20 protein-coding genes are annotated in these 22,459 nt (G+C 69.3%); 10 read left to right on the plus strand and 10 right to left on the minus strand.

Annotated features, from left to right (window positions below; translation table 11 throughout):
* Positions 1 to 136: 136 nt before the first annotated feature.
* From ACTOQ1_RS30295 to ACTOQ1_RS30325, 7 genes are all read right to left on the minus strand, one after another.
* Entirely contained in the window at positions 137 to 2,077 is a 1,941-nt protein-coding gene (locus ACTOQ1_RS30295) for a hypothetical protein (RefSeq protein ID WP_440071364.1), read from the minus strand.
* A gap of 291 nt (positions 2,078 to 2,368) precedes the next feature.
* Entirely contained in the window at positions 2,369 to 3,187 is an 819-nt protein-coding gene (locus ACTOQ1_RS30300) for a hypothetical protein (protein WP_440071365.1), read from the minus strand.
* A gap of 63 nt (positions 3,188 to 3,250) precedes the next feature.
* A complete protein-coding gene (locus ACTOQ1_RS30305) occupies positions 3,251 to 4,861 on the minus strand; it encodes an ABC-F family ATP-binding cassette domain-containing protein (RefSeq protein ID WP_440071366.1) in 1,611 nt (536 codons plus the stop codon).
* A 245-nt stretch (positions 4,862 to 5,106) separates the two neighbouring features.
* Positions 5,107 to 5,310 (minus strand): DNA-binding protein, encoded by a 204-nt coding sequence (locus ACTOQ1_RS30310; RefSeq protein ID WP_440071367.1) that lies wholly within the window; start codon positions 5,308 to 5,310, stop codon positions 5,107 to 5,109.
* Between the two features lie 148 nt (positions 5,311 to 5,458).
* Positions 5,459 to 6,226 (minus strand): alpha/beta fold hydrolase, encoded by a 768-nt coding sequence (locus ACTOQ1_RS30315; protein WP_440071368.1) that lies wholly within the window; start codon positions 6,224 to 6,226, stop codon positions 5,459 to 5,461.
* Positions 6,227 to 6,281: 55 nt separating this feature from the next.
* A complete protein-coding gene (locus ACTOQ1_RS30320) occupies positions 6,282 to 6,767 on the minus strand; it encodes a nuclear transport factor 2 family protein (protein ID WP_440071369.1) in 486 nt (161 codons plus the stop codon).
* A 12-nt stretch (positions 6,768 to 6,779) separates the two neighbouring features.
* Complete coding sequence (locus ACTOQ1_RS30325; protein WP_440071370.1) at positions 6,780 to 7,256, minus strand: sigma-70 family RNA polymerase sigma factor; 477 nt, start codon at positions 7,254 to 7,256, stop codon at positions 6,780 to 6,782.
* A gap of 223 nt (positions 7,257 to 7,479) precedes the next feature.
* On the opposite strand from ACTOQ1_RS30325, the gene ACTOQ1_RS30330 reads away from it, so the two are divergent.
* The 5 genes from ACTOQ1_RS30330 (at position 7,480) to ACTOQ1_RS30350 (ending at position 16,603) form a co-directional block, all read left to right on the plus strand.
* Positions 7,480 to 9,390 carry an ABC transporter ATP-binding protein gene (locus tag ACTOQ1_RS30330; RefSeq protein ID WP_440071371.1) on the plus strand — a complete coding sequence of 637 codons (1,911 nt, stop codon included), beginning with the start codon at positions 7,480 to 7,482 and terminating at the stop codon, positions 9,388 to 9,390.
* Positions 9,390 to 11,216, plus strand: a complete 1,827-nt coding sequence (locus ACTOQ1_RS30335; protein ID WP_440071372.1) for an ABC transporter ATP-binding protein — start codon at positions 9,390 to 9,392, stop codon at positions 11,214 to 11,216. Before ACTOQ1_RS30330 ends, ACTOQ1_RS30335 begins: the two co-directional genes overlap by 1 nt.
* Positions 11,217 to 11,318: 102 nt before the next feature.
* The gene (locus ACTOQ1_RS30340; protein ID WP_440071373.1) at positions 11,319 to 12,137 is read left to right on the plus strand and encodes an alpha/beta fold hydrolase; all 819 of its coding nucleotides are present in this window, start codon (positions 11,319 to 11,321) and stop codon (positions 12,135 to 12,137) included.
* Complete coding sequence (locus ACTOQ1_RS30345; protein ID WP_440071374.1) at positions 12,134 to 12,571, plus strand: GbsR/MarR family transcriptional regulator; 438 nt, start codon at positions 12,134 to 12,136, stop codon at positions 12,569 to 12,571. Before ACTOQ1_RS30340 ends, ACTOQ1_RS30345 begins: the two co-directional genes overlap by 4 nt.
* Positions 12,572 to 13,273: 702 nt before the next feature.
* A complete protein-coding gene (locus ACTOQ1_RS30350; RefSeq protein ID WP_440071375.1) occupies positions 13,274 to 16,603 on the plus strand; it encodes a hypothetical protein in 3,330 nt (1,109 codons plus the stop codon).
* A 253-nt stretch (positions 16,604 to 16,856) separates the two neighbouring features.
* Here the strand turns inward: ACTOQ1_RS30350 and ACTOQ1_RS30355 are convergent, their stop codons facing one another.
* On the minus strand, positions 16,857 to 17,264 hold the full coding sequence (locus tag ACTOQ1_RS30355) for a RidA family protein (protein WP_440071376.1): 408 nt from the start codon (positions 17,262 to 17,264) through the stop codon (positions 16,857 to 16,859).
* Between the two features lie 143 nt (positions 17,265 to 17,407).
* Between ACTOQ1_RS30355 and ACTOQ1_RS30360 the strand changes: the two genes are divergently transcribed.
* Positions 17,408 to 17,788, plus strand: coding sequence for a winged helix-turn-helix transcriptional regulator (locus ACTOQ1_RS30360; RefSeq protein ID WP_440071377.1), 381 nt, complete (start codon positions 17,408 to 17,410; stop codon positions 17,786 to 17,788).
* Between the two features lie 113 nt (positions 17,789 to 17,901).
* On the opposite strand, the gene ACTOQ1_RS30365 is transcribed toward ACTOQ1_RS30360, so the two are convergent.
* Positions 17,902 to 18,219 carry a hypothetical protein gene (locus tag ACTOQ1_RS30365; protein ID WP_440071378.1) on the minus strand — a complete coding sequence of 106 codons (318 nt, stop codon included), beginning with the start codon at positions 18,217 to 18,219 and terminating at the stop codon, positions 17,902 to 17,904.
* Complete coding sequence (locus tag ACTOQ1_RS30370; protein WP_440071379.1) at positions 18,216 to 18,590, minus strand: hypothetical protein; 375 nt, start codon at positions 18,588 to 18,590, stop codon at positions 18,216 to 18,218. Before ACTOQ1_RS30370 ends, ACTOQ1_RS30365 begins: the two co-directional genes overlap by 4 nt.
* An 831-nt stretch (positions 18,591 to 19,421) precedes the next feature.
* Between ACTOQ1_RS30370 and ACTOQ1_RS30375 the strand changes: the two genes are divergently transcribed.
* The 4 genes from ACTOQ1_RS30375 (at position 19,422) to ACTOQ1_RS30390 (ending at position 22,438) form a co-directional block, all read left to right on the plus strand.
* Positions 19,422 to 19,676 carry a GntR family transcriptional regulator gene (locus ACTOQ1_RS30375; protein WP_440071380.1) on the plus strand — a complete coding sequence of 85 codons (255 nt, stop codon included), beginning with the start codon at positions 19,422 to 19,424 and terminating at the stop codon, positions 19,674 to 19,676.
* Between the two features lie 187 nt (positions 19,677 to 19,863).
* The gene (locus tag ACTOQ1_RS30380; protein WP_440071381.1) at positions 19,864 to 20,706 is read left to right on the plus strand and encodes a helix-turn-helix domain-containing protein; all 843 of its coding nucleotides are present in this window, start codon (positions 19,864 to 19,866) and stop codon (positions 20,704 to 20,706) included.
* 11 nt (positions 20,707 to 20,717) lie between these two features.
* Positions 20,718 to 20,918, plus strand: a complete 201-nt coding sequence (locus tag ACTOQ1_RS30385) for a DUF397 domain-containing protein (RefSeq protein ID WP_440071382.1) — start codon at positions 20,718 to 20,720, stop codon at positions 20,916 to 20,918.
* Positions 20,919 to 21,295: 377 nt separating this feature from the next.
* On the plus strand, positions 21,296 to 22,438 hold the full coding sequence (locus tag ACTOQ1_RS30390; RefSeq protein WP_440071383.1) for a helix-turn-helix domain-containing protein: 1,143 nt from the start codon (positions 21,296 to 21,298) through the stop codon (positions 22,436 to 22,438).
* The last annotated feature ends 21 nt before the right edge of the window (positions 22,439 to 22,459 follow it).

The following is a 22,459-nucleotide window of genomic DNA, read 5'->3' on the forward strand; positions in this document are numbered from 1 at the left end:
TTCGGAGTTCGGAGGAGGCGCAGGCCGGGGAACGGGGACGGCAAGGGGCGGAGAACAGGCGGAGAACGGGGGAGGCAGGGACCGGGGAACGGGGAACGGGGAGGCGGCGGCAGACCGGTGAAGCCGGTCAGATCGATCAGGCCGGTATGGCAGCCGTCCCGGAGGGGGCGGGAGACTCCGGCCGCGAGGGCGGGGCGGCGGGATTCGTACCGGTGGAGGCCGATGGGGAGCCCCCCGAGGACCGGCCCCGACCTGGATCGCCCGACGGCCGCCCCTGACCCGCGCCGTCCGGGGTCCGCCCACGGCTCGCGCCGTCCGGGGTCCGCCCATGGCCCGAGCCGTTCGAGATCCGTTCCGGGCTCCGGCCACCCGGGCTCCCCCCGCGACCCGCGCCGTCCGAGGTCCGCCCCGGACCGGCGGGAGCCGGTCGGGAATCGTCGGGGACCTGCCGCGGACCGGACCTCGGGTGGCCGGGGTTCGCCCGCGGGCGTCGCGGATCGGCGTGCGACGGCCGGGGGTTCGCGCGCGGCGGCTCCGGATCGGCCCGCGGCGGCCGAGGGACCGCGCGCGGAGGCCTGTGCTCCCCTCTCGGGGGCCTCGGATTCGCCCGCGGAGGTGTCGGGTCCGCCTGTGGGGAGCCGGGATTCGCCCGTGGGGGCGCCGGGTCCGCCGGTCGGTGGGTGATCCCGCAGCGGCGGGAGGAGTGTCCGTGGTGGTCGCGGGACGGGGGGTGCCGGTCCGGCGTGCCGATCCCGGAAGATCCCGGCGACACGGGTGACACGGGCGACACGGGCAGGGACGGCTGGGCCGGGTTGTCCGCCGGAGCGGCCGGCCGGTCGGCCGGCCCGTCGGCAGAAGGTCCCTCACGGGCGGGATCGGCCGCTCCGTCGCCGGACGAGCCGTCACCCGGCCGCCGGGGCGAGGCCTCCGTCCAAGGGCCGGTCAGGTCCGGCATCCCCTTCTTGTCATCCCCGAAGGCGGGCCCGGTGGCACTGACCGGCGCCGTCATCCCGAGCGAACCGATCCGCTCGACGGCCACGCCCTCCCCGACGGGATCCAGCGGCGCGGACGTGCCGCCCCGCCGGGACTCCCCCGGTATCCGGGTGTCCGGAGGCTCCGCCACCGCCGGGAACGTACCCGAGGCGACGCCGGAACCCGAGCCTCCAGGGTCGACCACCGACTGGGCGAGGACCAGGGCCAGGGCCACCACCGCGGCGGCCGCGGCCGCCGCGCCGGCCAGCGCGTGGGGCCGGCGACTTCCGCGCCCCCTGCCGACGGGGAACCCGGCACCGTCGAGGGGGCCGGCCAGGCGGGCGACGTCGCGCCGGTAGGGGACCCGCTCGGGGTCGGTGAAGTGGCTCATCACCCACGCGCGCAGCGTGGGCGGGAGCGCGACCAGGGGGAGCAGGTCGAAGACCTTGGCCGCGGAGACCTGCCTGACCCGGTGCGGGGCGCAGGTGTCGCAGCGGTTCACGTGGCGGATGACCCGCTCGCGCGCCTCCGGCGTGAGCTCACCGGTGAAGCCGGTGAGCATGCGGGCCCGGCTCGCGCAGTCGTAGGGCCCCTTGCGGACGAGGACCTCCGCGGTGACGACGTCGCGCAGACGCTCCCTCGCCGACTCGTACAGCGCACCGGCGACCTTGGGGGTGACGTCCAGGACCGCGGCGAGGTCGATGGGCCCGAAGCCGTGCCGGCAGCTCAGGTCGAGGACCTCACGGTCGTCGGCCGACAGGCTCCGGGTGGCGTTCCACGCCATCACCCGCAGGTCCGCGTCGCCTCCGGCGGCGAACACCGGGGCGGGGACCGGCGAGTCGCGCCCCCCGGCGAGATGACGCCGTACGCACTCCCCCCGAGCGAGTGCGTACAGCCACGCCTCCAGCCGACGGGAGTCGGCGAGCGCGTGAATATGGGCCTCGGCGGCGATGAAGGTGCCGAGGAGCGCCGAATCCGCGGCGTCGGAGGTGGCGAGCATTGAGCGGCAGTATCGGTAGACGCTTTCCGCGTATGAGTCGTAGAGATCGGCGAGGGCTCCGGGGCTCCTCGCGCACAACGCCGCGACCAGGACACTGTCAGTCATGTAATCGAAGGTAAACGCCGGGTAACCGGAAATTCCAGCGATTCGCGTACGGTGACTCCGACTGTCTTCGCCATGTCAACGATTCGAGTAAAAACCTGCCACTAATAGCAATCATAAATATTGATGAATAGCCATTTAATCGAACTAATCATGCCTATTGGTACGCCAAGGAAGGACCGCCGGCCGTGGGCGGACGGTCACGGACGAGCGGTCACGGACGGACGGCCCAGGACCGACGCACGGACAGGCGGTCACGGACGAGCGGCCCAGGACCGACGCACGAACGAGCGGTCACGGACGAGCGGCACCCGCGAGGGGCGCCTGCCTGCCCCGGTCCTTGACGAACGGCGGCATCTTCGGCTTGACCGTGTTCAGGGGCAGCGAACCGCCGAGGGCGAGTTGTTCGAAGGGGCGGCTGCTCGACCCCCAGGTGCGCGCGGTCACCTCGGCGGAGGCGATGTCGCGGGTGTCCTCGACGCTCTTGATCTGCAGGATGAACCGGCGCTTCTGGCCCGCCTGGACGTTGTCCACGAACGTGCTCCCGCCGCCGAGCAGCTTGCCCCGCTTGTCGCGCAGCAGCGCGGTGACGGCCAGGCTGCGGGCCGGTATCACGTACGGGGTGCCGACGTAGCCGGTGACGAGATAGTCGCCGTCGGCCGTGCGGTCGGTCAGCACCTCGCGGACCGGGAAGGGCTGGAAGGCCGAGACGATCCGGCCCGCCTGGTGCCAGCGCGCCGGGCGGTACGCGATGCTCACGGCGGCGGGCTTGTCCTGGGTCACCACCTGGCCGGTGAAGGGGAGCGTCCCCGCGGGGGGCACGGCGTCCAGTGGCTGCTCCAGCCGGACGACCTCCTTGCCCTCGGAGTTCTTGGCCACCACGGTGGCCACGACGTGCTCGCCGAAGTGCCACGGGTTGGTGTTGGCGAGCACTCCGGCCCAGTTCACCACGTACCCATCATCGCCCTTGATGATGGACGAGGCCTGCTCCCTGACCGCGATCGGCTGGAGCGCGGCGGCCTGCTTCGTCTCCTCCTGGTCGTCGGTGCATCCGGCGCATCCGACGAGGAGGAGAAGGGCGAGGGCGCCGACGATTCGGGTGCTGTGCGTCACCTAGCCGTGATAACCGGTGACGGTCTCCCGCCCACCTGGACACGCCGGGAACGGCCCGAGTCTTTACCTCTGCCGGACAACCCTGGCCTCGTCCCATACCGGTTCGGATGATTCGTAGACCTTCCCATCCGCGCCGAAGACCAGATACCGGTCGAAGTCATCGGCGAACCAGCGGTCGTGGGTGACGGCGACCACGGTCCCGTCGAAGGCGTCCAGCCCTTCCTGGAGAGCCTCGGCACTGGCCAGGTCGAGGTTGTCGGTCGGCTCGTCCAGCAGCAGCAGGGTGGTGCCCGACAGTTCGAGCAGCAGGATCTGCAACCGGGCCTGCTGGCCGCCGGACAGCGTCTCGAAGCGCTGCTCGGCGATGGTCCCGGCCAGCTCGTAGCGGGACAGCACCTTCATCGCCTCGTTCTTGAGCCGGGCGTGCTCGGTCATCACGATCTCGCAGGGCGTCCGGCCGATGAGCTCGGGGCGGGCGTGCGTCTGGGCGAAGTGGCCGGGGACGACCCGGGCGCCGAGCCTGGCCACGCCGGTGTGCCTGACCTCCTCCCCGGCGATCAGGCGCAGGAAGTGCGACTTGCCCGAGCCGTTGGAACCCAGCACCGCGACCCGCTCGCCGTACCAGATCTCCAGGTCGAACGGCTTCATCAGGCCGGTGAGTTCCAGCTTCTCGCAGATCACCGCCCGCTTGGCGGTCCGTCCGCCCTTGAGCCGCATGCTGATGAACTGCTCCTTGGGCGCCGCCTCCGGAGGCCCGGCCTCCTCGAACCTGCGCAGCCGGGTCTGGGCCGAGTGGTAGGCGGCGGCCATGGTGTCCATGTACTTGGCCTTCTGCTTCAGCATGAGGACCAGGCGCTTGATCTTGGCGTGTTCCTCGTCCCAGCGCTTCTTCAGCTCGTCGAGGCGCTCGTTGCGCTCCCTGCGCGCCTGCGCGTACGAGCGGAAGCCCCCGCCGTGGACCCAGATGTTGCCCGACTCGACGGTGATGATCCGGTCGGCCGCGTTGGCCAGCAGCTCCCTGTCGTGACTGACCAGCAGCACCGTCTTGGCCGTCTCGCGCAGCGCCCGCTCCAGCCAGAGCTTGCCCGGCACGTCCAGGTAGTTGTCCGGCTCGTCGAGCAGCAGCGTCTGGTCGGGCCCCCGCAGCAGCGCCTCCAGCACCAGCCGCTTCTGCTCACCGCCCGACAGCGTGTTGACCTCGCGGTACTTGCAGTCGTCGTACGGCATGCCGAGGGCGGCCATGGTGCAGGTGTCCCAGAGCACCTCGATGTCGTAGCCGCCCGCGTCGGTGTAGTCGGTGATGGCCTGCGCGTAGCGCATCTGCGCCTTCTCGTCCTCGCGCTCCATCATCACGAGCTCGGCGGCGTCGAGCCGCTCGGCCGCCTCCCGCACGCGGCCCGGGGCGACGCTGACCAGCAGGTCGTGCACGGTCCTGCCGTCGCGGATGCTGCCGATGAACTGCCGCATGATGCCCAGGCCACCGGAGCTGGCGACGCTCCCGTCGACCGGCTGCAGGTCGCCCGCGATCAGCCGCATCAGGGTCGTCTTGCCCGCCCCGTTGGGCCCGACGAGCGCCGCCTTGACCCCCTCGCCGACCCGGAAGGACACGTCGTCCAGCAACGGCCGCCCATCCGGCAGGACGTATGTCAGATGGCCAACCTCAACGTGCCCCACGACGATTCCTCTCCAAAGGTCCTCGCGCAGCGTACCTGCCGTTTTCACTCACCGGCATCCCGATTTCCGCCGGGTACGGCGCGGCTCGGTGTCCCGGCAGGAGAGGGAACGCCGGGACCTGGGCCGGACGTCTCGCGTGTCGAGTGTGAACACCTCTGTGGCATACGGGCGTTCCGCGACAGCCGACCCGGGCGGCGATCCAGCGACGCGGGGGAGCGCCGCCAGATCACGGCTTCTCGCTCGGGTCAGCCGTCGCGGAACGACAGTCCACGCTCTTCGAGGGCCGCGCGGAGCGTGTTCATCGCTTTCGGCCCCATGCCGTGCAGCTGCATGACCTCGGCCTCTTTGAGCTCGGCGAGTTGCTCCAGGCGTGCGTAACCGGCTCCGGCGAGTGCCCGTCGCGCCGGAGCGGGCAGCTTGGGCAGATCGGCTTCATCTTCGGTTCCCATCGAGTCACTCCCTGTACTGAAGCATCTACTGACCTGTGTTTTCATCTGAGATATCTGGGTTGGGGCAGACCAGGGCGCCTTGTCGTGATCGCTCCCGACGGGTTTCCCCGGCCCGACACCCCAGGTCCCTGCCACGGCAAGACCTGAGTCAGGGTGCTCGCCTGATCGGCACGAAGGTGGGCACCGGATCCTTGGTCAGGAAGTCGGCGGCCAGTCGCGTGCACAGCTCCGGCTTCTCGTGCAGGAGCACGTGCGAGGTACCGGGTACGACGGCCAGTTCGGAGTCCTGGACGGCCCGGTAGAGCGCCAGCGTGTGCTCGAGGTGGATGATGTCGTCGTCGCCGGCCATCACCAGCGTTCTGCTGCTGATAGTGGACAACTCCTCCTCGCTCAGCGAGAAGGAGTCGCCGGCGGCCTCGACGATCTTGGCGACCACGACCGGGAAGTGATCGCGGCCGTCCGGTGAGACCTCGGCGTACGCGGCGACGACCTGCTCGGGCATCTCGCCTCCGGCCGACGGCGTGAGAATCCAGCCGCTGTGGTGGAAGCCCCCGCTGATGAGCACCAACCTGCGGACCAGGTCAGGACGGCGCAGGGCGATCACCAGCGCGACCATCGCGCCGCTGCTGTATCCGGCCAGGTGCACGGGCTCGCCGACGACCTTGTCGATGAAGGCGATCATGTCATCGACCATGAGGTCGAGGGTGATGGGACCCTCCACGTCGGGGGTGTGGCCGTGACCGCGGCGCTCGGGTGTGAAGATCTTGAAGTGGTCGGCGAGCGTGTCGAGGTTCCCCGTGAAGTCTCTCGCATCGCTGAAACCGCCGTGCAGCAGCACCAGCGGCTCTCCCCGGCCGTGTTCGTCGTACCACGTGCGCACGCCGTTGACCTCGACGTAGTCAGCCACTGTGATCATGTCCTCTCCGTGTCGTCCGACTGTCGACAGGTGATACGACGCGGACAACCGAAACTCATCGCGGAGCCGGCGGCAGGTCGAAGAGAGAGAACAGGCGCGGATCGTCGAGGTAGGAGGTCAGCCCGGTGAGCCGGCCCCGGGAGATCTCGATGACCTGGAGCGCGAACGGCCGGTACCCTCCCTCGCCGTCGGGTAGGTAGTGCCCGAACGCGGGCGTGCCGTTCGCCACGGTGGGGACGAGTCGCGAGCCCCTGCAGGGGCCGGCCGAGCCGACCAGCGCGCGGCGGATGTCCTTCCGGCCGCGAAGCCACCACCCGAACGGCGGCATCGACATCGTGGCGTCTTCGTGGAGCAGCGAGACGAGCGCCTCGACGTCGTAACGCTCGAACGCGTCGACGTAGCGGGCCAGCAGTGCCCGCTGCTCGCCATCCAGTGGCCGGTACGGTTCGGCGGCGGGCGGCCCGGCCTTTCCGAGCGTCGCGCGGGCCCGTTGCAGGGCGCTGTTGACCGAGGGAACGGTGGTGCCGAGAAGTTCGGCCACCTCGGCCGCCTGCTAGCACAGCACGTCGCGCAGGATCAGCACCGCTCGCTGGCGGGGCGGCAGGTGCTGCAGGGCGGCGACGAATGCCAGGCTGACCGTTTCCCGCGATACGGCGAGCTCGGCAGGGTCACCGTCCTCCGCCAGAACACGGCGGTCCGGGATCGGCTGCACCCAGGCGTGCTCGGGAAGGGGCGCTCCAAGAGCCGGCCCCGGGGACGAGGCAGGGCCGAGGTCCATGGCGCGGGCACGCCGCTGCGCCCCCTTGAGCATGTCGAGACAGATGTTGGTCGCGATGTGATGAAGCCATGTCCGTAGCGATGCCCTGCGCTCGTCGAAACGGTCGAAACCGCGCCAGGCGCGAAGCAAAGTCTCCTGGACCGCGTCCTCCGCCTCGAATGCCGACCCCAGCATCCGGTAGCAGTAGCCGGTCAGCTCCTTTCGGTGCCGTTCCAGCCGCGGCTCCCCCTCCGACGGCACGAGATCGCTCACACCACTCCCCTTCGCGGCCCGTTCCGCTCCAGGCTAAGTGCGAGGGGCATGCCGATCGTTGGGGATCCGCGGCCGACTACATCGAACGCAGAGTTCCCCCGCGCAGGGTGCCCGCCAACCGGTCTCTCGGACATGGGGTGGGGCGGGGTAGGCCGGGTCGGGCGAGGCCGGAGCGGAGGCGGGGCGGGGGCCGGAAAATGCGATGGGAAACGGTCGGTGCCCGGTGATAGAAAACAAGTTCGATCCCATCATCGATCCGCTCGGGGGCGAGCTCGTGGTCACCAGCAGTTCGGAGTTCTCCGTATCCGGCCGCCCGCACGACAGGCGGGGTCCGGTGCGCTGGCTCTGGTCCCATCTTCGCCGCCATCCGCTCCAGCTGACCGGTTTCCTCGGCGCATCACTGATCATGGTCGTGCTCAACGCCATGGTCCCCGGGCTCACCGGCGCGGCCTTCGACGCCGTGCTGGGTGAGGACGGCGGCGGGGCACGGGCACTGGGCGCGATCTCGCTGGGGCTGCTCGCGGTCGTGCTGGCGCGCGGCGCCTTCGACCTCGTGGCGCGGCTGGCCAGCGAGGTCCTGGCCAAGCGGCTGGAGCGGGACGCCAGGGACGAGCTCTACGTCAGCCTGCTCGGCAAGAGCCAGACCTTCCACAACAGGCAGCGGGTCGGCGACCTGATGGCGCGTGCGGCCAACGACATCCGGCAGCTCTCCACCATGATCAGTCCGGGCGTCGACCTGATCGTCGACTCCGGCCTGAGCGGCCTCGTGCCCCTGGTCTTCATCGCCGCGATCGATCCGCGGCTGCTGCTGGTGCCCGGTGTCTTCGCGGTCGCCTTCGTGGCCGCGCTCTGGCACTACATGAGACGGCTCAACCCGGTGGCGACCCGCATGCGGGAGCAGTTCGGCGATCTCAACGCCGGGCTGAACGAGGCCGTCCGCGGCATCGAGGTCATCAAGGTGACCGCTCAGGAGGAGCAGGAGCGGCGGCGGTTCCGGACACGGGCGCGGCGCTATCGCGACTCCTTCGTCCACAACGGCCTGGTCCAGGCCCGCTACCTGCCGACCCTGCTCTTCGCCTTCGCGATGGCCGGCTCGCTCTGGCACGGCCTCCACCTGCACGCCGCGGGCGCCGTCACGATCGGCGAGCTGGTCGCCTTCATGGGCCTGGTGGCCATGCTGGGCTTCCCGACCAGCATGTCGATCTTCACCTTCTCGCTGGTCCAGATCGGCATCGTGTCCTCCCGCCGGATCCTGAGCATCATGAACACCGAGACCGAGCTCGGGCAGCGCGCCGACGGCCACGCCGCGCCGATCGGCGGGGCGATCGTCTTCGAGAACGTGACGTTCGGCTACGGGGAGGACGAGCCGGTGCTGCGCGATGTGACGTTCACCGTGCGGCCGGGCGAGACCGTGGCGATCGTCGGCGAGACCGGCTCCGGCAAGAGCACCCTGGCGAAGCTGGTCCCCCGGATCTACGACGTCACCGCGGGCCGGATCCTGGTCGACGGCGTGGACGTCCGCGAGTGGGACCTCGACTCGCTGCGCTCCCAGATCTCCACCATCGAGCAGGACATCGTGCTGTTCTCCCGGTCGGTGGCCGAGAACATCGCCTTCGGGCTGGGCCAGCGGGCGGATCGGGACGCCGTCGTCCGGGCGGCCGAGGAGGCCCAGGCCGCCGAGTTCATCGGCGAGCTCGACGACGGCTACGACACGGTCATCGGTGAGCGCGGCATCACCCTCTCCGGCGGCCAGCGCCAGCGCCTGGCCATCGCACGGGCCCTGCTGACGGATCCGGCGATCCTCGTGCTCGACGACTCGACGAGTGCGATCGACTCCGCCACCGAAGACAGGATCCAGCAGGCCATCGGCCGCGTTCTCGACGGGCGCACCACCCTGCTGATCACCCACCGGCTCTCCCAGATCCGCTGGGCGGACAAGGTCCTGCTGCTCCGCCGCGGCGAGCTGGTCGACTACGGCACGCACGACGAACTGCTCACCCGGAGCCGTCTCTACCGGCGGATCTTCGCCCACTACGACGAGGTCGACGTGGCCGACGGCACCGACGGCACCGTGTCCGGCAACACCACCGACCCGGCCGTGGTCCTCGCGGGCGAGCAGGGAGCGCAGGGCTGATGGGCTTCATCATGGACGGCCTCGACGCCGAGGACTACGACCGCACCTACAGCGATCGTGACCTCCTTCGCCGGATCATGTCCTACTTCCGGCCGAAGCTGGGATCGATGATCCTGGTCGCGGTCATGATCGTGCTGTTCTCACTGAGCCAGGCGGCCATGCCGTTGCTGGTCAGCTGGGGTGTGGACGGGATCGAGGACGGCACGATCGGCGACGTGGGCTGGCAGCTCACCGCCGGTCTGCTGCTCGCCGGGGTGCTCGGCTGGCTGTTCAACTTCGTCCGCCAGTGGCACAGCGCGAAGGTGACCGGCGACGTCGTCCTGCACCTCCGCCAGGACGCGTTCGACGCCGTGCTCGAACGTGACCTGTCGTTCTACGACGAGACCCCGTCGGGAAAGATCGTCAGCCGGGTCACCTCCGACACCGATGACTTCGCCACCGTCTCCACCCTGACGATGGACCTGATCAGCCAGGTGCTGATGGTCGGCTTCGTCACGGTCCTGCTCTTCCTGCGCAGCGTCGAGCTAGCCCTGCTGACCCTGCTCGTGGTGCCGATCGTGACGGGCATCGCCCTGCTGTTCCGGCGGGTCGCCCGGAGCAGCACCCGCAGGGCACAACGCTCGCTGAGCCGGGTGAACGCCACCCTGCAGGAGACCATGGGCGGCATCACCGTCGCCAAGAACTTCCGCCAGGAGCAGCGGGTCTACGAGGAGTTCCGCCCCATCAACCAGCAGAGCTACCAGGTGACGCTCAGGCAGGGGTTCGTCTTCTCCGGCATCTTCCCCGTGCTCTTCCTCGTCGCCGGGCTGGCCACGGTCGCGCTCGTCCAACTGGGCGGCACCACCGTGCTCGGCGGCGGCCTGTCCGGCGGCGACTGGTTCCTCTTCCTGCAGGGCGTCTCGCTCTTCTGGTTCCCGCTCACCTCCATCGCCGCGTTCTGGTCCCAGTTCCAGCAGGGCCTGTCCGCGTCGGAGCGGGTCTTCGCCCTGATCGACGCCCCGCCCCGGGTCGTGCAGACCGACCCCCAGCCGGTCGGCAGGCTGGCGGGCCGCATCGAGTTCCGCGGCGTCACGTTCGGCTACGAAGCCGGAAGCCCCGTGCTGCGGGACTTCGACCTCACCATCGAGGCGGGCGAGAGCGTCGCGCTGGTCGGCCACACCGGTGCGGGAAAGTCCACGCTCAGCAAGCTGATCACCCGGTTCTACGAGTTCCAGGACGGCCGGTTGATGATCGACGATCGCGACGTCCGCACGCTGGACCTGGCCGGATACCGGCGGCAGATCGGCGCGGTGCCGCAGGTTCCGTTCCTGTTCAGCGGCACCGTCGCCGACAACATCCGCTACCCGAGGCCGGAGGCGGGCGACGAGGAGGTGCTCGCCGCGGCCGCGGCGGTCGGCGGGGGCGACTGGATCGACGCCCTGCCCGACGGCCTGCGGACCGACGTCGGCGAGCACGGCCGCGCCCTGTCCATGGGCCAGCGCCAGCTCGTCGCGCTGGCCCGCCTGCTCATCCAGGATCCGGCGATCGTGGTCCTGGACGAGGCCACCGCCAGCGTCGACCCGCTGACCGAGGCCCAGATCCAGGAGGGCCTGGACCGGGTGCTGGCCGACCGCACCTCCATCGTCATCGCGCACCGGCTGTCCACGATCGAGCACGTCGACCGCATCATCGTGCTCGATCACGGCCGGATCGTCGAGGAGGGCGACCACACCACGCTGCTGGCTCGCGGTGGTCACTACTGCCAGGTCTACAACACCTACTTCCGGCACCAGTCTCCCCACTACCGGCCCGGTTCCGGGTTCGTCTCCGTCGCGGGCTCCGCGTGATCCAGGCCGCTCGAACCGGGAGTCCTTCCGGCGTCACCATGACCCTCCACGAGCCTGAAGGGGTGATCTGCGTCGAGGAGATATATTCACTATATTTAGTAGATGGTGAATATATCGTCGGTGCTCCCACTGCACGGTTGCGCTCTCCACTACGCCGACAGCGGTGGCGACGGTGTGCCCCTGGTGTTCTCGCACGGCGCCGGAGCCGATCACGTGATGTTCGACGCCCAGAGCGAGTACCTGCGTGCCCGGGGATACCGGGTCGTCACCTGGGACATGCGCGGCCACGGCCTGTCTCGCCCGGCCGGTGTCCGGTTCACCGCCGAGCGGGCGATCGCGGACCTGTGCGCGCTCATCGAACACCTCGCGCTCGACCGGCCCGTGCTCGTGGGGCAGTCTCTCGGCGGCAATCTCAGCCAGACCGTTGTCCGGCGGCGTCCGGACCTCGCCCGGGCGCTGATCGTCATCGATTCAACCTGGAACACCGCACCGCTGTCGTGGAAAGAGCGTCTGCTGGTGAAGGCGGCCGCGCCGAGTCTGTCGATGATCTCGGCCAGGCGCCTTCCGGGCATGATGGCCGAGGCCTCCGCGGTGACGGAGGGCGCGCGGGCAGACGCGCGACGGGCGTTCTCCCAGCTGTCGAAGGAGGAGTTCGTCCAGGTGTGGCGGGCGACCGTGGAGTTCCTCGACCCGGACCCCGGCTATCGCACGCCGGTACCTCTGTGCCTGATTCGCGGTGAGCGAGACCGTACCGGCAACATCACCTCGGCGATGCCCAGGTGGGCCACGGCCGAAGGCGTCGAAGAGGTCGTCGTCCCCGGCGCGGGTCATATCTCCAACCAGGACAACCCTCATGCGGTGAATGCGGCGATCGAGGCGTTCCTGCGGAGGATCTCGGCGTCGAAGCGGACACAGCGGTGAGCGCGGCCGGGCGTCGCGCGTTCATCACCTCGGTGGGTGACCTGCTGGCCTCATGGAACCTCCCCCACGCGACCGGCCGCGTCTACGGGCTGCTGCTGGTGACGGAGGAGGCGACCTCTCTCGACGTGATCGCCGCCGAGCTCCAACTGAGCAAGGGAGCGGTGAGCACCGCGGTGCGGCAGCTGGACTCCTGGGGACTCGCCAAGGTGATTCCGCAGCCCGGCAGCCGCAGGCTCCTGGTCGAAGCCACGGGAGGGATCGAGTCGCTGCTGGAGGCGAGCCATGCGCGGGCCAGGACCCTGATCGCCGCCCTGCGCGACGGCGAGGCCCTGGTGAATCCCGGTCCCGCGCAGGACCGGCTCCGAGATGTGATCGGGCTGTTCGCCGGATATGTCGATGTCGGCAGCCAGATGCTCGAGAGATACCGCAGTTGACGCGCTCCCCGGCCTGAAGGCCGGAGCACTGGCCCGCATTTCGGTAGCGCCGGGCCGGACCACCCGGAGGCCGGGCGCGCGTAGAAGGGCCACCCCGCGCCCTCCCGTACGAACAAGGTGAGCGGCCCGTGGTCCTCGGCCCTGGCCTCGCGTCGCGGAACCGCGTCGTAGTAGTGCTCGATCAGGTCCAGCAGGGCCCCCGAGCCTTCAGTGGCAATCATGACCCGCATCCAAACAGGGGCTCATGGACCGGCGCCACTTCATTACGCGATGATCGCCGCGATCGCGGCGCGGGACAATGCGGAACAGCGTGGGCACGGGGCGGTGCGGGGGGCAGGGCGGCGGCAGGGCTTTCCACCGGCAGGCAGGGCTTTCCACCGGCGGGCACCGACCCATTCGGCACGTCCGGCCTGTTCCACAGGTCCGGCGGGTTCGGTGGGGCCTTCGGATTCGCTCGCCAAGCCCGGAAATATCCCCTGAACATGCGCTGAAAACGTCTAAATACCCATTATCGGTTCATACAGTGGAAAGGTCCCTTTCCGCATCGACGACTCCGATCCAAGCACGTCCCACGAGCACCATGCCATCGGGAAACCGGCCTTCGCTTACAAAAGAAGCATATTTGTCACCATATTATTGTCGATCTACACCTTTCGCAGGCTCCATAGAGAGCGATGATGTTGCGATGAGTGGCGAGAAGAAATGAAGAACGGCGATGAGAACGGCGGCGACGTACGGCGACGGCCGCTCCCGTTCGTCCGCTCGCAGCCCCCTCAGGGACCGCTCCGTGACCTCGGGGACCTGCTGCACGAGCTGTACCTGGAAGCCGGAGCCCCCACTCTCGACGACATCGCCGAGGGAATCACCGGCGACCTCCCCGGCCCCGATGCCCCCGGAGGCGAGACCGTCCGCCGGATGCTGGCCTCGGCGGAACTGCCTCCCAGCCAGGCCGACCTGACGGCCGTCATCACCGTGCTGGCCCGTCTGGCCCGGCGAGACCCCGTCGAGGCCGCCGGCCGAGGTCGCGAGCTGTGGAGGAGGGCCCGCCTGGCCTCGGCGGCCGGGCTGCCGATCCGCTCGCTCGCCGACCCGTTCTCGCTGGGGGTGCACCGGGCGATCGACGCGGGCGCGGAGGCCGCTGGGATGCCCGGCCTGCCCGCCTACGTGCCGCGCCCCCACGACGACCGCCTGGCCGCCGCCGTACGGCGGGCGGTGGCCGGGCACAGCGCGGTCGCGATGCTGGTCGGCGACTCGTCGACCGGCAAGACCCGGGCCTGCTGGGAGGCCGTGCGGCTGCTGCCCGGCGGGTGGCGGGTGTGGCATCCGGACGATCGCGGCCGTCCCGAGACGACCGTCCTGGCCCTGGGCTCCATCGCGCCGCGGACCGTCGTGTGGCTCGACGAGGCGCAGTCCTACCTGCTCACCCCGGCCGACGGCCTGGGCGAGCGCGTCGCCGCCGGGCTGCGGGCCCTGGTGGGCGACCCGGAGCGCGGTCCGGTGCTGCTCCTGGGCACCCTCTGGCCCGAATACTGGGCCGCCCTCACCGCGACTCCCGCGAGCGGCGGCGCCGACCCCCGTACCCAGGCGCGGGCGTTGGTGACCGGCGCGGCCATCCACGTCCCCGATCATTTCGCCGGCTCCCCTCTGGAGGCGGTACGCGACGCGGCGGGCGGCGATCCGCGTCTGGAGCGCGCGTACGCCGGGGCCCGCGAGGGCCGGATCGTCCAGTACCTGACCGGCGTGCCCGGCATGGTGGAGCGGTACCGCAACGCGCCCGCCCCGGCCAAGGCCGTGATCGAGGCCGCCATGGACGCCAGGCGCGTGGGGCACGGCCCCGCCCTTCCGCACGCCCTCCTGAAGACCGCCGCGTTCGACTACCTGACCGGCTACGAGTACGGCTCCCTGCCCCGGGACTGGTTCGAACGGGCCCTGGCCTACGCCTGCGGTGTTCACGGTCCCCTCACGCGCGTCCGCCCCCGCCGCGACGAGCCGTCCGCGTACCCCCGCTACCGGCTGGCGGACCACCTGGAGCAGCTCGGTCGCGCCGAGCGCCGTACACGTCCCGCTCCCGCGGCCCTGTGGGACGCGCTGGTCTTCCACGCCGGCCCCGAGGACCTGCCGCGCCTCGCCGCCCAGGCCCGGGCCCGCGGTCTCTACCACCACGCCCTCCTGCTGTACGGGGCCGCCGCCACGGCCGGTGACCCCGACGCCCCTCGGCAGGCGATCGCCCTGCTCGGGGAGGCGGGCCGTACCGAGGAGGCGCTCACCTGGCTGCGGATCCACGGCGGGCCGGACAACGCCCAGGCCATCGGCCGGCGTGCCGCCGTCCTTCTCAGGGCCGGACACCGCGAGAGGGCGATCGCCGCCTACCTTCGCGCCGCGGAGGCGGGAGACGCCGATGCCCCGAGGGAGGCGATCGCCCTGCTCGTGGACGGGGGAAGGGTCAAGGAGGCGCTCACCTGGCTGTGGGCCCACGACTGGTTCGGCGACGCCGGCCTTCCCGTCTGGACCGCGGCGCTCCTCGACAGGGCGGGACACCACGAGGAGGCCCTCACCGCCTACCTGCGCGGCGCGAGGACCGGGAACGTCGACGCCCCGGAGTGGCTGGCGTCCCTGCTGTACAGGGCCGGCCGCAGGGAGGAGGCGATCGCCGCCTGCCGTCGCGCCGCGAGAACCGGTGACGGCCACGTCCTCAAGCAGGCCGTCGCCCTGCTGCGGGAGATGGGCCGGACCGAGGAGGCGATCACCTGGCTGCGGATCCGCGCCGAGACGGGTGACACGGGCGCCCTGTGGGAGGCGGTCGAGCTGCTGCGGGAGTCGGAACGGGCCGAGGAGGCGATCACCTGGCTGAAACCCCGCGCGGAGAAGAGTGACCACCGCGCGATCTCGAAGATGGTCGAGCTGCTCCGGTACACGGGCCGGACCGAGGAGGCGATCACCTGGCTGAGCGCCCGTGCCGAGACCGGCGACACCTACGCCTACTGGCGATCGATCGGCCTCCTCCGGCGGACGGGACAGATCGAGGAGGCGATCACCCGGTTGAGCGCCCGCGCCGAGACCGGCGACCGCCTCGCCCTCGAAGAGGCGGTCGAGCTGCTGCGGGAGTCGAACCGGTTCGGGGAGGCGATCACCTGGCTGTACGCCCGCGCGGAGACCGGTGACCGTCCCGCCCTCGATCTGCTGCCGCACCTCCTGGAGAGGGCGGGGCGGACCACGGAGGCGATCGCCGCCCACCGGCGCGCCGCCGAGGCGGGAAACACCGTTTCGCACTGGTCGATGGCAGCACTGCTGCACCGGGAGGGTCACCTGGAGGAGGCCCTGGCCGCGTACCGGCGCGCCACCGACGCCGGGCACACCGGCGACGACCGGCGGATGGCCGAGCTGCTCCAGGAGACGGGCCGGACCGAGGAGGCCCTCGCCGCCTACCGGCACGCCGCCGACGCAGGGAACGCCGACGCCGGCTGGCGGATGGTCGAGCTGCTCCAGCGGGCGGACCGGACCGCGGAGGCGATCACCTGGCTGCGGGCCCGCGCCGAGACCGGCGACACCGATTCCCTGTGGAAGGCGGTCGAGCTGCTCCAGGAGACGGGGCGGGCCGAGGAGGCGGTCACCTGGCTGCGGGCCCGCGCCGAGACCGGCGACGTCGGCGCCCTCGGGCGGCTCACCGCCCTGCTGTACCAGCTGGGCCGTTCCGAGGAGGCGATCACCTGGCTCCGGGCCCGCGCCGAGACCGGCGACACCGACGCCCTGGACCACGCGGTCGACCTGATGTACGAGACAGGCCGGGCGGAGGAGGCCCTCACCTGGCTGAGCGCCCGCACCGAGGCGGGCGACATCGGCGCCCTGACCTGGACCGCCGTCCTGCTGCGCGAGACCGGCCACCCGGACAGGGCGGTCCTCGCCTACCTGCGCGCCGCCGAGCTGGGACTCCCCGGCGCCCTGCGGCAGGCAATTGGCCTGCTGAGACGGCTGGGCCGCGCCGGCGAGGCCGAACGGCTCCGGCGGTACGGGATCACCCCCGGCAGGACGTGACCCCCGCTGGAGCCCGCAGGAGCCCGCAGGAGCCCGCCATCATTGAGAACTGACTGAGAAGCGTGGCCTGGATACCACTTCTCAGTTGGCCTCAGTGGCCGTGGGTGGTTCGACGGGGCCGCGCTCGACCGGCTGCTCGACACGGACGGTCCCGACAGCACCCTGCGCCGCGACGACCTCTCGGTACGCACCGAACGCACCGTCTGGGCCGCACGCCGCACCTGACCCTCGACTCACACGGAGAAGCATCTGTTCAGTCGATGATCGCGGTAGCTTCGACCTCGACCAGGTGCTCGGGCACGGACAGGGCCGCGACGCCCAGCAGCGTGCCCGGGGCCATCGGGGTGACCCCCAGCTTCGCGGCCGCCCGAGCGCGCCCCTCCAGGAACAGCGGCATCTTGTCGGGGGTCCAGTCGACGACATAGACGGTCAGTTTCGCCACGTCGTCGAAGGAGGCACCGACCTCGGCCAGGGCCGTTCCGACGTTGAGGTAGCACCGCTCGACCTGAGCCGCGAGGTCACCTTCGCCGACCGTGACCCCGTCGGCATCCCAGGCGACCTGCCCGGCGACGAAGACCAGTTTCGACCCGGTCGCGATCGACACCTGCCGGTAGACGTCGATCTCCGGCAGTCCGGCGGGGTTCACCAGGGTGATGGCCATGTTGTCCGCTCCCTCGTCGGGAGAGCCATCGGGCTCCGCTTCCAGCGACCCAAGGCGCTCCCGGTCTCTTGTGGTTACTTGGAAACCATAAGAGAGTGTCCACTGACATGGAAGAACGCACTTTTCAGTGACTGGGGAACCTCATGGTGACCAAGCAGTTCAGCGGCTCGCCCCGGGAAGCGGACCTGACACGCGCGGACTCGTTGGCGCGGGAGATCTTCTCGGACATCGCCAACAAGTGGGCGCTCCTGATCATCGAGACCCTGGGGGAACGCACCCTGCGCTTCGGCGAGTTGCGGAACGAGATCGAGGGCATCAGCCACAAGATGCTCACCCAGAACCTGCGCATGCTGGAGCGCAACGGCCTGGTCGAGCGGAAGGTGCACCCCACCGTGCCGCCACGGGTCGAGTACACCCTCCTCGAGTCGGGCCAGGCGCTACGGAAGACGGTTGACGGCATGTGCGACTGGACCAGCCGCTACCTCGGCCACATCGAGGACTCCCGCCGCCGCTTCGACGCATAACCCGAGCAAGCGCCGGCTCACCCCCGTCACATACCGCGCCTCATCCTTACGCGATACGGCTTCGACGGCACGGCGCCCCCGGACCGGGGAAGGGATGGGGTCGCCATGCCCGCTCAGAAGTGGCCGACGGTGGCCGAGGTTGAGGTCAGTGCCCAGCGGTACAGCGCGCTCGTCTCAGCCTCCCGCATCTGCGCCTTCAGGCCCTCGACGGTCCGGTCACAGATGATCAGCGGCTCGGGGGTGGGCCAGGTGGCGATGGCGTGGAAGAGCCGGCTGCCGGTACCGTACAGGACCGCCCATCCCGGCCGGGTGATCTCCAGCATCGCGGCCTCGGCGCGGGCGTCGTGGTCCCAGGTGTAGCGCGGGACCGGGGTGATGCTCTGACCGTCGCGGTGACGCCCGCGCGCGGCGCTCAGGCAGCGGCGGATCACATGATCACCTGCTCGGCCTGCTCTGCCTGCTCCTGCGGGGCGTGCTCCTGTCGGGCCTGCTCCGGTGGGGCCTGTTCCTGTGGGGCAAGAGTCTCCTGCTCTCGTGCCGCCCGGTCCTGAACCTCCCGGTCCTGAGCCTCTCGTTCCTGAGCTTCCAAGGCGAGGGCCTCCTGCCGGTCGGCCTCGGCCCGCAGCGCCTCCAGGCTGTCGCCGTCGACGGTGCGTTCGGCTCCGGCGTCGCAGGCGGCCGGGGAGAAGGGCTCCTCCCGGCTGGCCCAGAGGCGGCCGGCGTCGCTGAGAATCAGCCGCCAGCCGGGGATCGTGGTCTCGGGCCTGGTCGGCTCCGGGTGGGCGGGCCTACCATCGTTCATTGATTGGACCTCCATCCGATCAAGGGCCCGTCCGGTCGTCGGTAGCGGTGGACGGGCCCGCTCTGTGAAGCAGGGAAGGATCTGGAGGGGTACGCCGCACCGCCCGGGAGGCCGGTACGGAGACGGGGTGAGCGAAACTCGGTTCGGTGCGCAGGTGGTTGCTCGTCTCGGACGGGGCACGAGATGGCGCCGGTGGCCGAGCCGGGACAGGTCGGTGGGGCCGGACCGGGGCATGTCTGTGAGAGCGGGTCTGGACGGGCGGGCCGATCTCAGGCGGCAGTGCCCCCGCCCGGATGACGACGCCGGTACGGCAGGCACGACCGGCGGGGCCTGCTCAGGACGGCGCTGGGCAGGCGAGGCCTGATCGGGACGGCGCTGGACGGGCACCGGCGGGATCGTCCCGGCCGGGGCCACGGGAGCGGGCGACTCGAAACAGGACAGCGAGCGGTCCCCGGTCCGGCGGACCCGCAACCGGACATCCAGCAGGGCGGCGGACGGCTGGGCGTACTCGTGGTCGGCGGGCCGGTCGGGACAGCCGTGCGCGTAGGGGGCGTGCCCGCAGGTGGCACAGCCCATCGGCATCGGCGGCGTATCGGCGAAACAGCCGCAACCACCGACCGCCTGCCTGTCGAGAACGGGAGCACTAGGGTTGCTCACGGGTCAGGACTGCCTTCCTGATCAAGGACCCGTCACGGTGTTCCAGCACCGGGCGGGTCCGCTTTATTGGTCTTGAAGCGGATTCCGAGCCTCCACAGCCCTTTTCCACACATGTGCTCGTCCATGCTCGTACTCATATGAGCGTCCATGAGCATGACCGTCTATCGTCTCTCCATGATCGAGTTCGAGCGCGATCGGCCGATATGGATCCAGGTCGCGGAAACCCTCACAGCGAGGATCGAAAGCGGCCAGTACCCGCCGCGCCATCTGATCCCCTCCGAGGTGCAGATGGTGCAGGAGTTCGGCATCGCCCGGGGCACGGCCAGGAAGGTGGTCGCCTACCTCCGTGACCAGGGGGTGGTCTACACCGTCCCGCAGATCGGGTCGTTCGTCAGCCCGGCGAGGACACCCGCCGACGAGAAGGACTGACCCCACCACGACCACATCGAACAGGCAGAGCCGTTGCGGGGGTCGACCTCCAACTGTCATGGTGTCCTCACTCTGAGTCATGGGGTGGTGGGTCCATAGTGAACCGTGACCCGGCCAACTTTCAAGCCTCAAAGTTTATTGCCTCAAAATATTTTCTCTCTGGAGACTTGATTGAGGGAGGTCCGGTGTGAAGAACAGTCCTACGGTGCGCCGACGGCAACTCAGCGCCGAACTCATCAAATTACGCAAAGCGGCTGGTCTCACCGCTGAAGAGGTCGTTCGGCACTTGGCGTGGTCGCCAGGGAAATTGACCTACATGGAGGGAAATAGGTGGGTAAGGCCTGATCTGGCGAACATTCGTGCCTTGCTCGACCTTTATGGCGTTACCGACAAGGCCATGCATGAAGCCGTGCTCACCCTTGCCCGCCAAGCCCGCGAAAAAGGCTGGTGGTCGAAGTACAGCGACGTGTTCAGGGGTTCACTCGCGGGGTTCGAGGCGGCGGCCATCGACATCCGCGCCTACCAGGCCCTGTTCATCCCCGGACTGTTGCAGGTGCCGGACTACATGACCGCCATCTTCCGAGGAGGCCGGGTCATGGACGAAACCCTCATTGCCCGGCGCGTTGAGGCACGTCTTGCCCGGCAGGAGATCCTCCGACAGGACAATCCGCCCAACCTGTGGGTCATCCTCGACGAGGCGGCGTTGCGCAAGGTGGTCGGCAGCCCAGAGATCATGATGCGGCAGTTGGAGCATGTGATCGAGCTATCAGCACGGGATCACATCACCGTCCAGGTCCTCCCTGATGCCGCTGGCGCACACGCCGCCATGGAGGGCTCGTTCATGATTCTCGATTTCAAAGAGGGAGATGGCTCGATCGTCTACGTGGAGACGGCCACAAGCGACCTGTACTTGGAGACCACTGAAGAGTTGCGTAGTTATACGCTCATATTCGACCATGCGCGTGCGTCGGCACTCAGTGCGGAGGTTTCCGCCACGTACCTGGCCAAACTCATTGATCACCTTAAGTAGAGGCGAGCATCATGGAATCCATCCATCCCGACCTCACCTGGATCAAAAGTAGCTACAGCGGCCCCAACGGAGACGACTGCGTGGAGGTCGCAACCAACCTGCCCGGCCTCGTCGCTGTCCGCGACAGCAAGGACCCGTCCGGCCCGATGCTGACCTTCTCCCCCACAGCCTGGAACGACTTCCTGACGGGCATCCGCAGCGGAGAAATCTGACCAGACGCAAGGGCCGAACGGCCAAGGCCGCCCAGGAGCCGTGCGGCAAGCGCAAATCTTCGCCTGAAAATCTCTATGGTGACCTTTTGTGGTCAATCCGTCACCTTTCGGATATATCGCAATTCCGGCATGCCGAATATAGAGAATGATCGAACAACGATACGGCCTGCCTTGACGAGGCCATCACCAACCCGTACATCAGCACCGGACTGAACCCGCCCCAGCGCCCGCTGAGCTTCCCTCGACTGTCCTGCAGCCGCCAAGGCCACCCCGATTGGTCAAAGTTGCCAGAGACGGGGAGTTGCCAACTTTTGGCAACTCGCCGTCTCTGGCAACTCGGCATGCATTCCCAACGCTTGCCATGTCACCCTGGAGTCATGACGCGCACCCCTGACAGTGGATTCCCCAGTACTCCAGAGCAACTTCTGGAGCTGGGAATCGACCGGTTGCGCAAGATGCTGGGACAGCAATGGCAAGTGACACTGGAAGCCGACTCCCTCCGGGCGGAGGACCTCGGACATGACGCGTTGGTCACCATCACGAGCCCTGACCGGAGCCTCACCGGGCGTGTCCTGGTAGAAGCCAAGCTGAGTTGGACCCCGGTTCTCCTGGAGCGAGAGCTACTGCCCCGGGTTTCGTTGATGCGCCGCCTCAGTCAGGACGCCGCTGTACTGGTCATCGCTCCATGGATCAGTCCGCAGACGCGCACCCTGCTGTCTCGCTGGGAGTGCGGCTACATCGACCTGACCGGCAACGTCTCCTTCCGGATGAATCAACCAGCCATAGTGCTTGAAACCCAGGGCGCCGCACGGAATCCACGACCACGTACAGCCGGTGCTCAGCGTGGGTTGAGCGGCGCACGCGCCGGACGCCTGGTCCGCGTCCTGGCTGATGTCCACCCTCCCTACCGGGCGATCGAGCTCGCGGAGGCGACCGGTCTGAGCGGCGCCTATGTCTCGCGTCTGCTGGACGCATTAGAAGAGGAGGCGATTATCAGGCGCCGAAACAGAATTGTCGTCAAGGTTGATTGGGAGGCCCTCCTACGCCTGCGCGCCTCTGAAACGTCCCTGCTGAGACCAGGGCGCTTCCTCGGGTTCCTCGCCCCCAACGGCTTGGACTCCTTCATCGGCAGGCTGCTTGAACACCAGAAGCTTCGTACCTCGATGGCCCTCACCGGACCGCTCGCAGCTGCGGCGGTGGCCCCCCTGGCCATCGGCGGCCAGGCGATGCTCTATGCCACCGAGGAGGCCACCGCTCGTCTGGTGGAAGGTCAGGGTCTCCTCCCGGTGAACCAGGGGGCCGACGTCTTGCTGCTTCAACCTCCCGATACGAGCGTTTTCTCCGGAATTCGCCAGGTCAACGGTCTGCCCCACGTGGCGTTGAGCCAACTGGTGCTGGACTCCCTGTCGGGGTCTGGTCGACTGCCCACCGCCGGGGAGGCGGTGCTGAACTACATGCGCGACCACGAGAAAACGTGGCGCTTGGATGACCTTGACGGCGTAGAGTTCCCTCTGCCTTGACCTCAGCCATAGGGATGAGCT

It is taken from the genome of Streptosporangium sp. OZ121 (genome assembly GCF_051918885.1).
Classification (GTDB): Bacteria; Actinomycetota; Actinomycetes; order Streptosporangiales; family Streptosporangiaceae; genus Streptosporangium.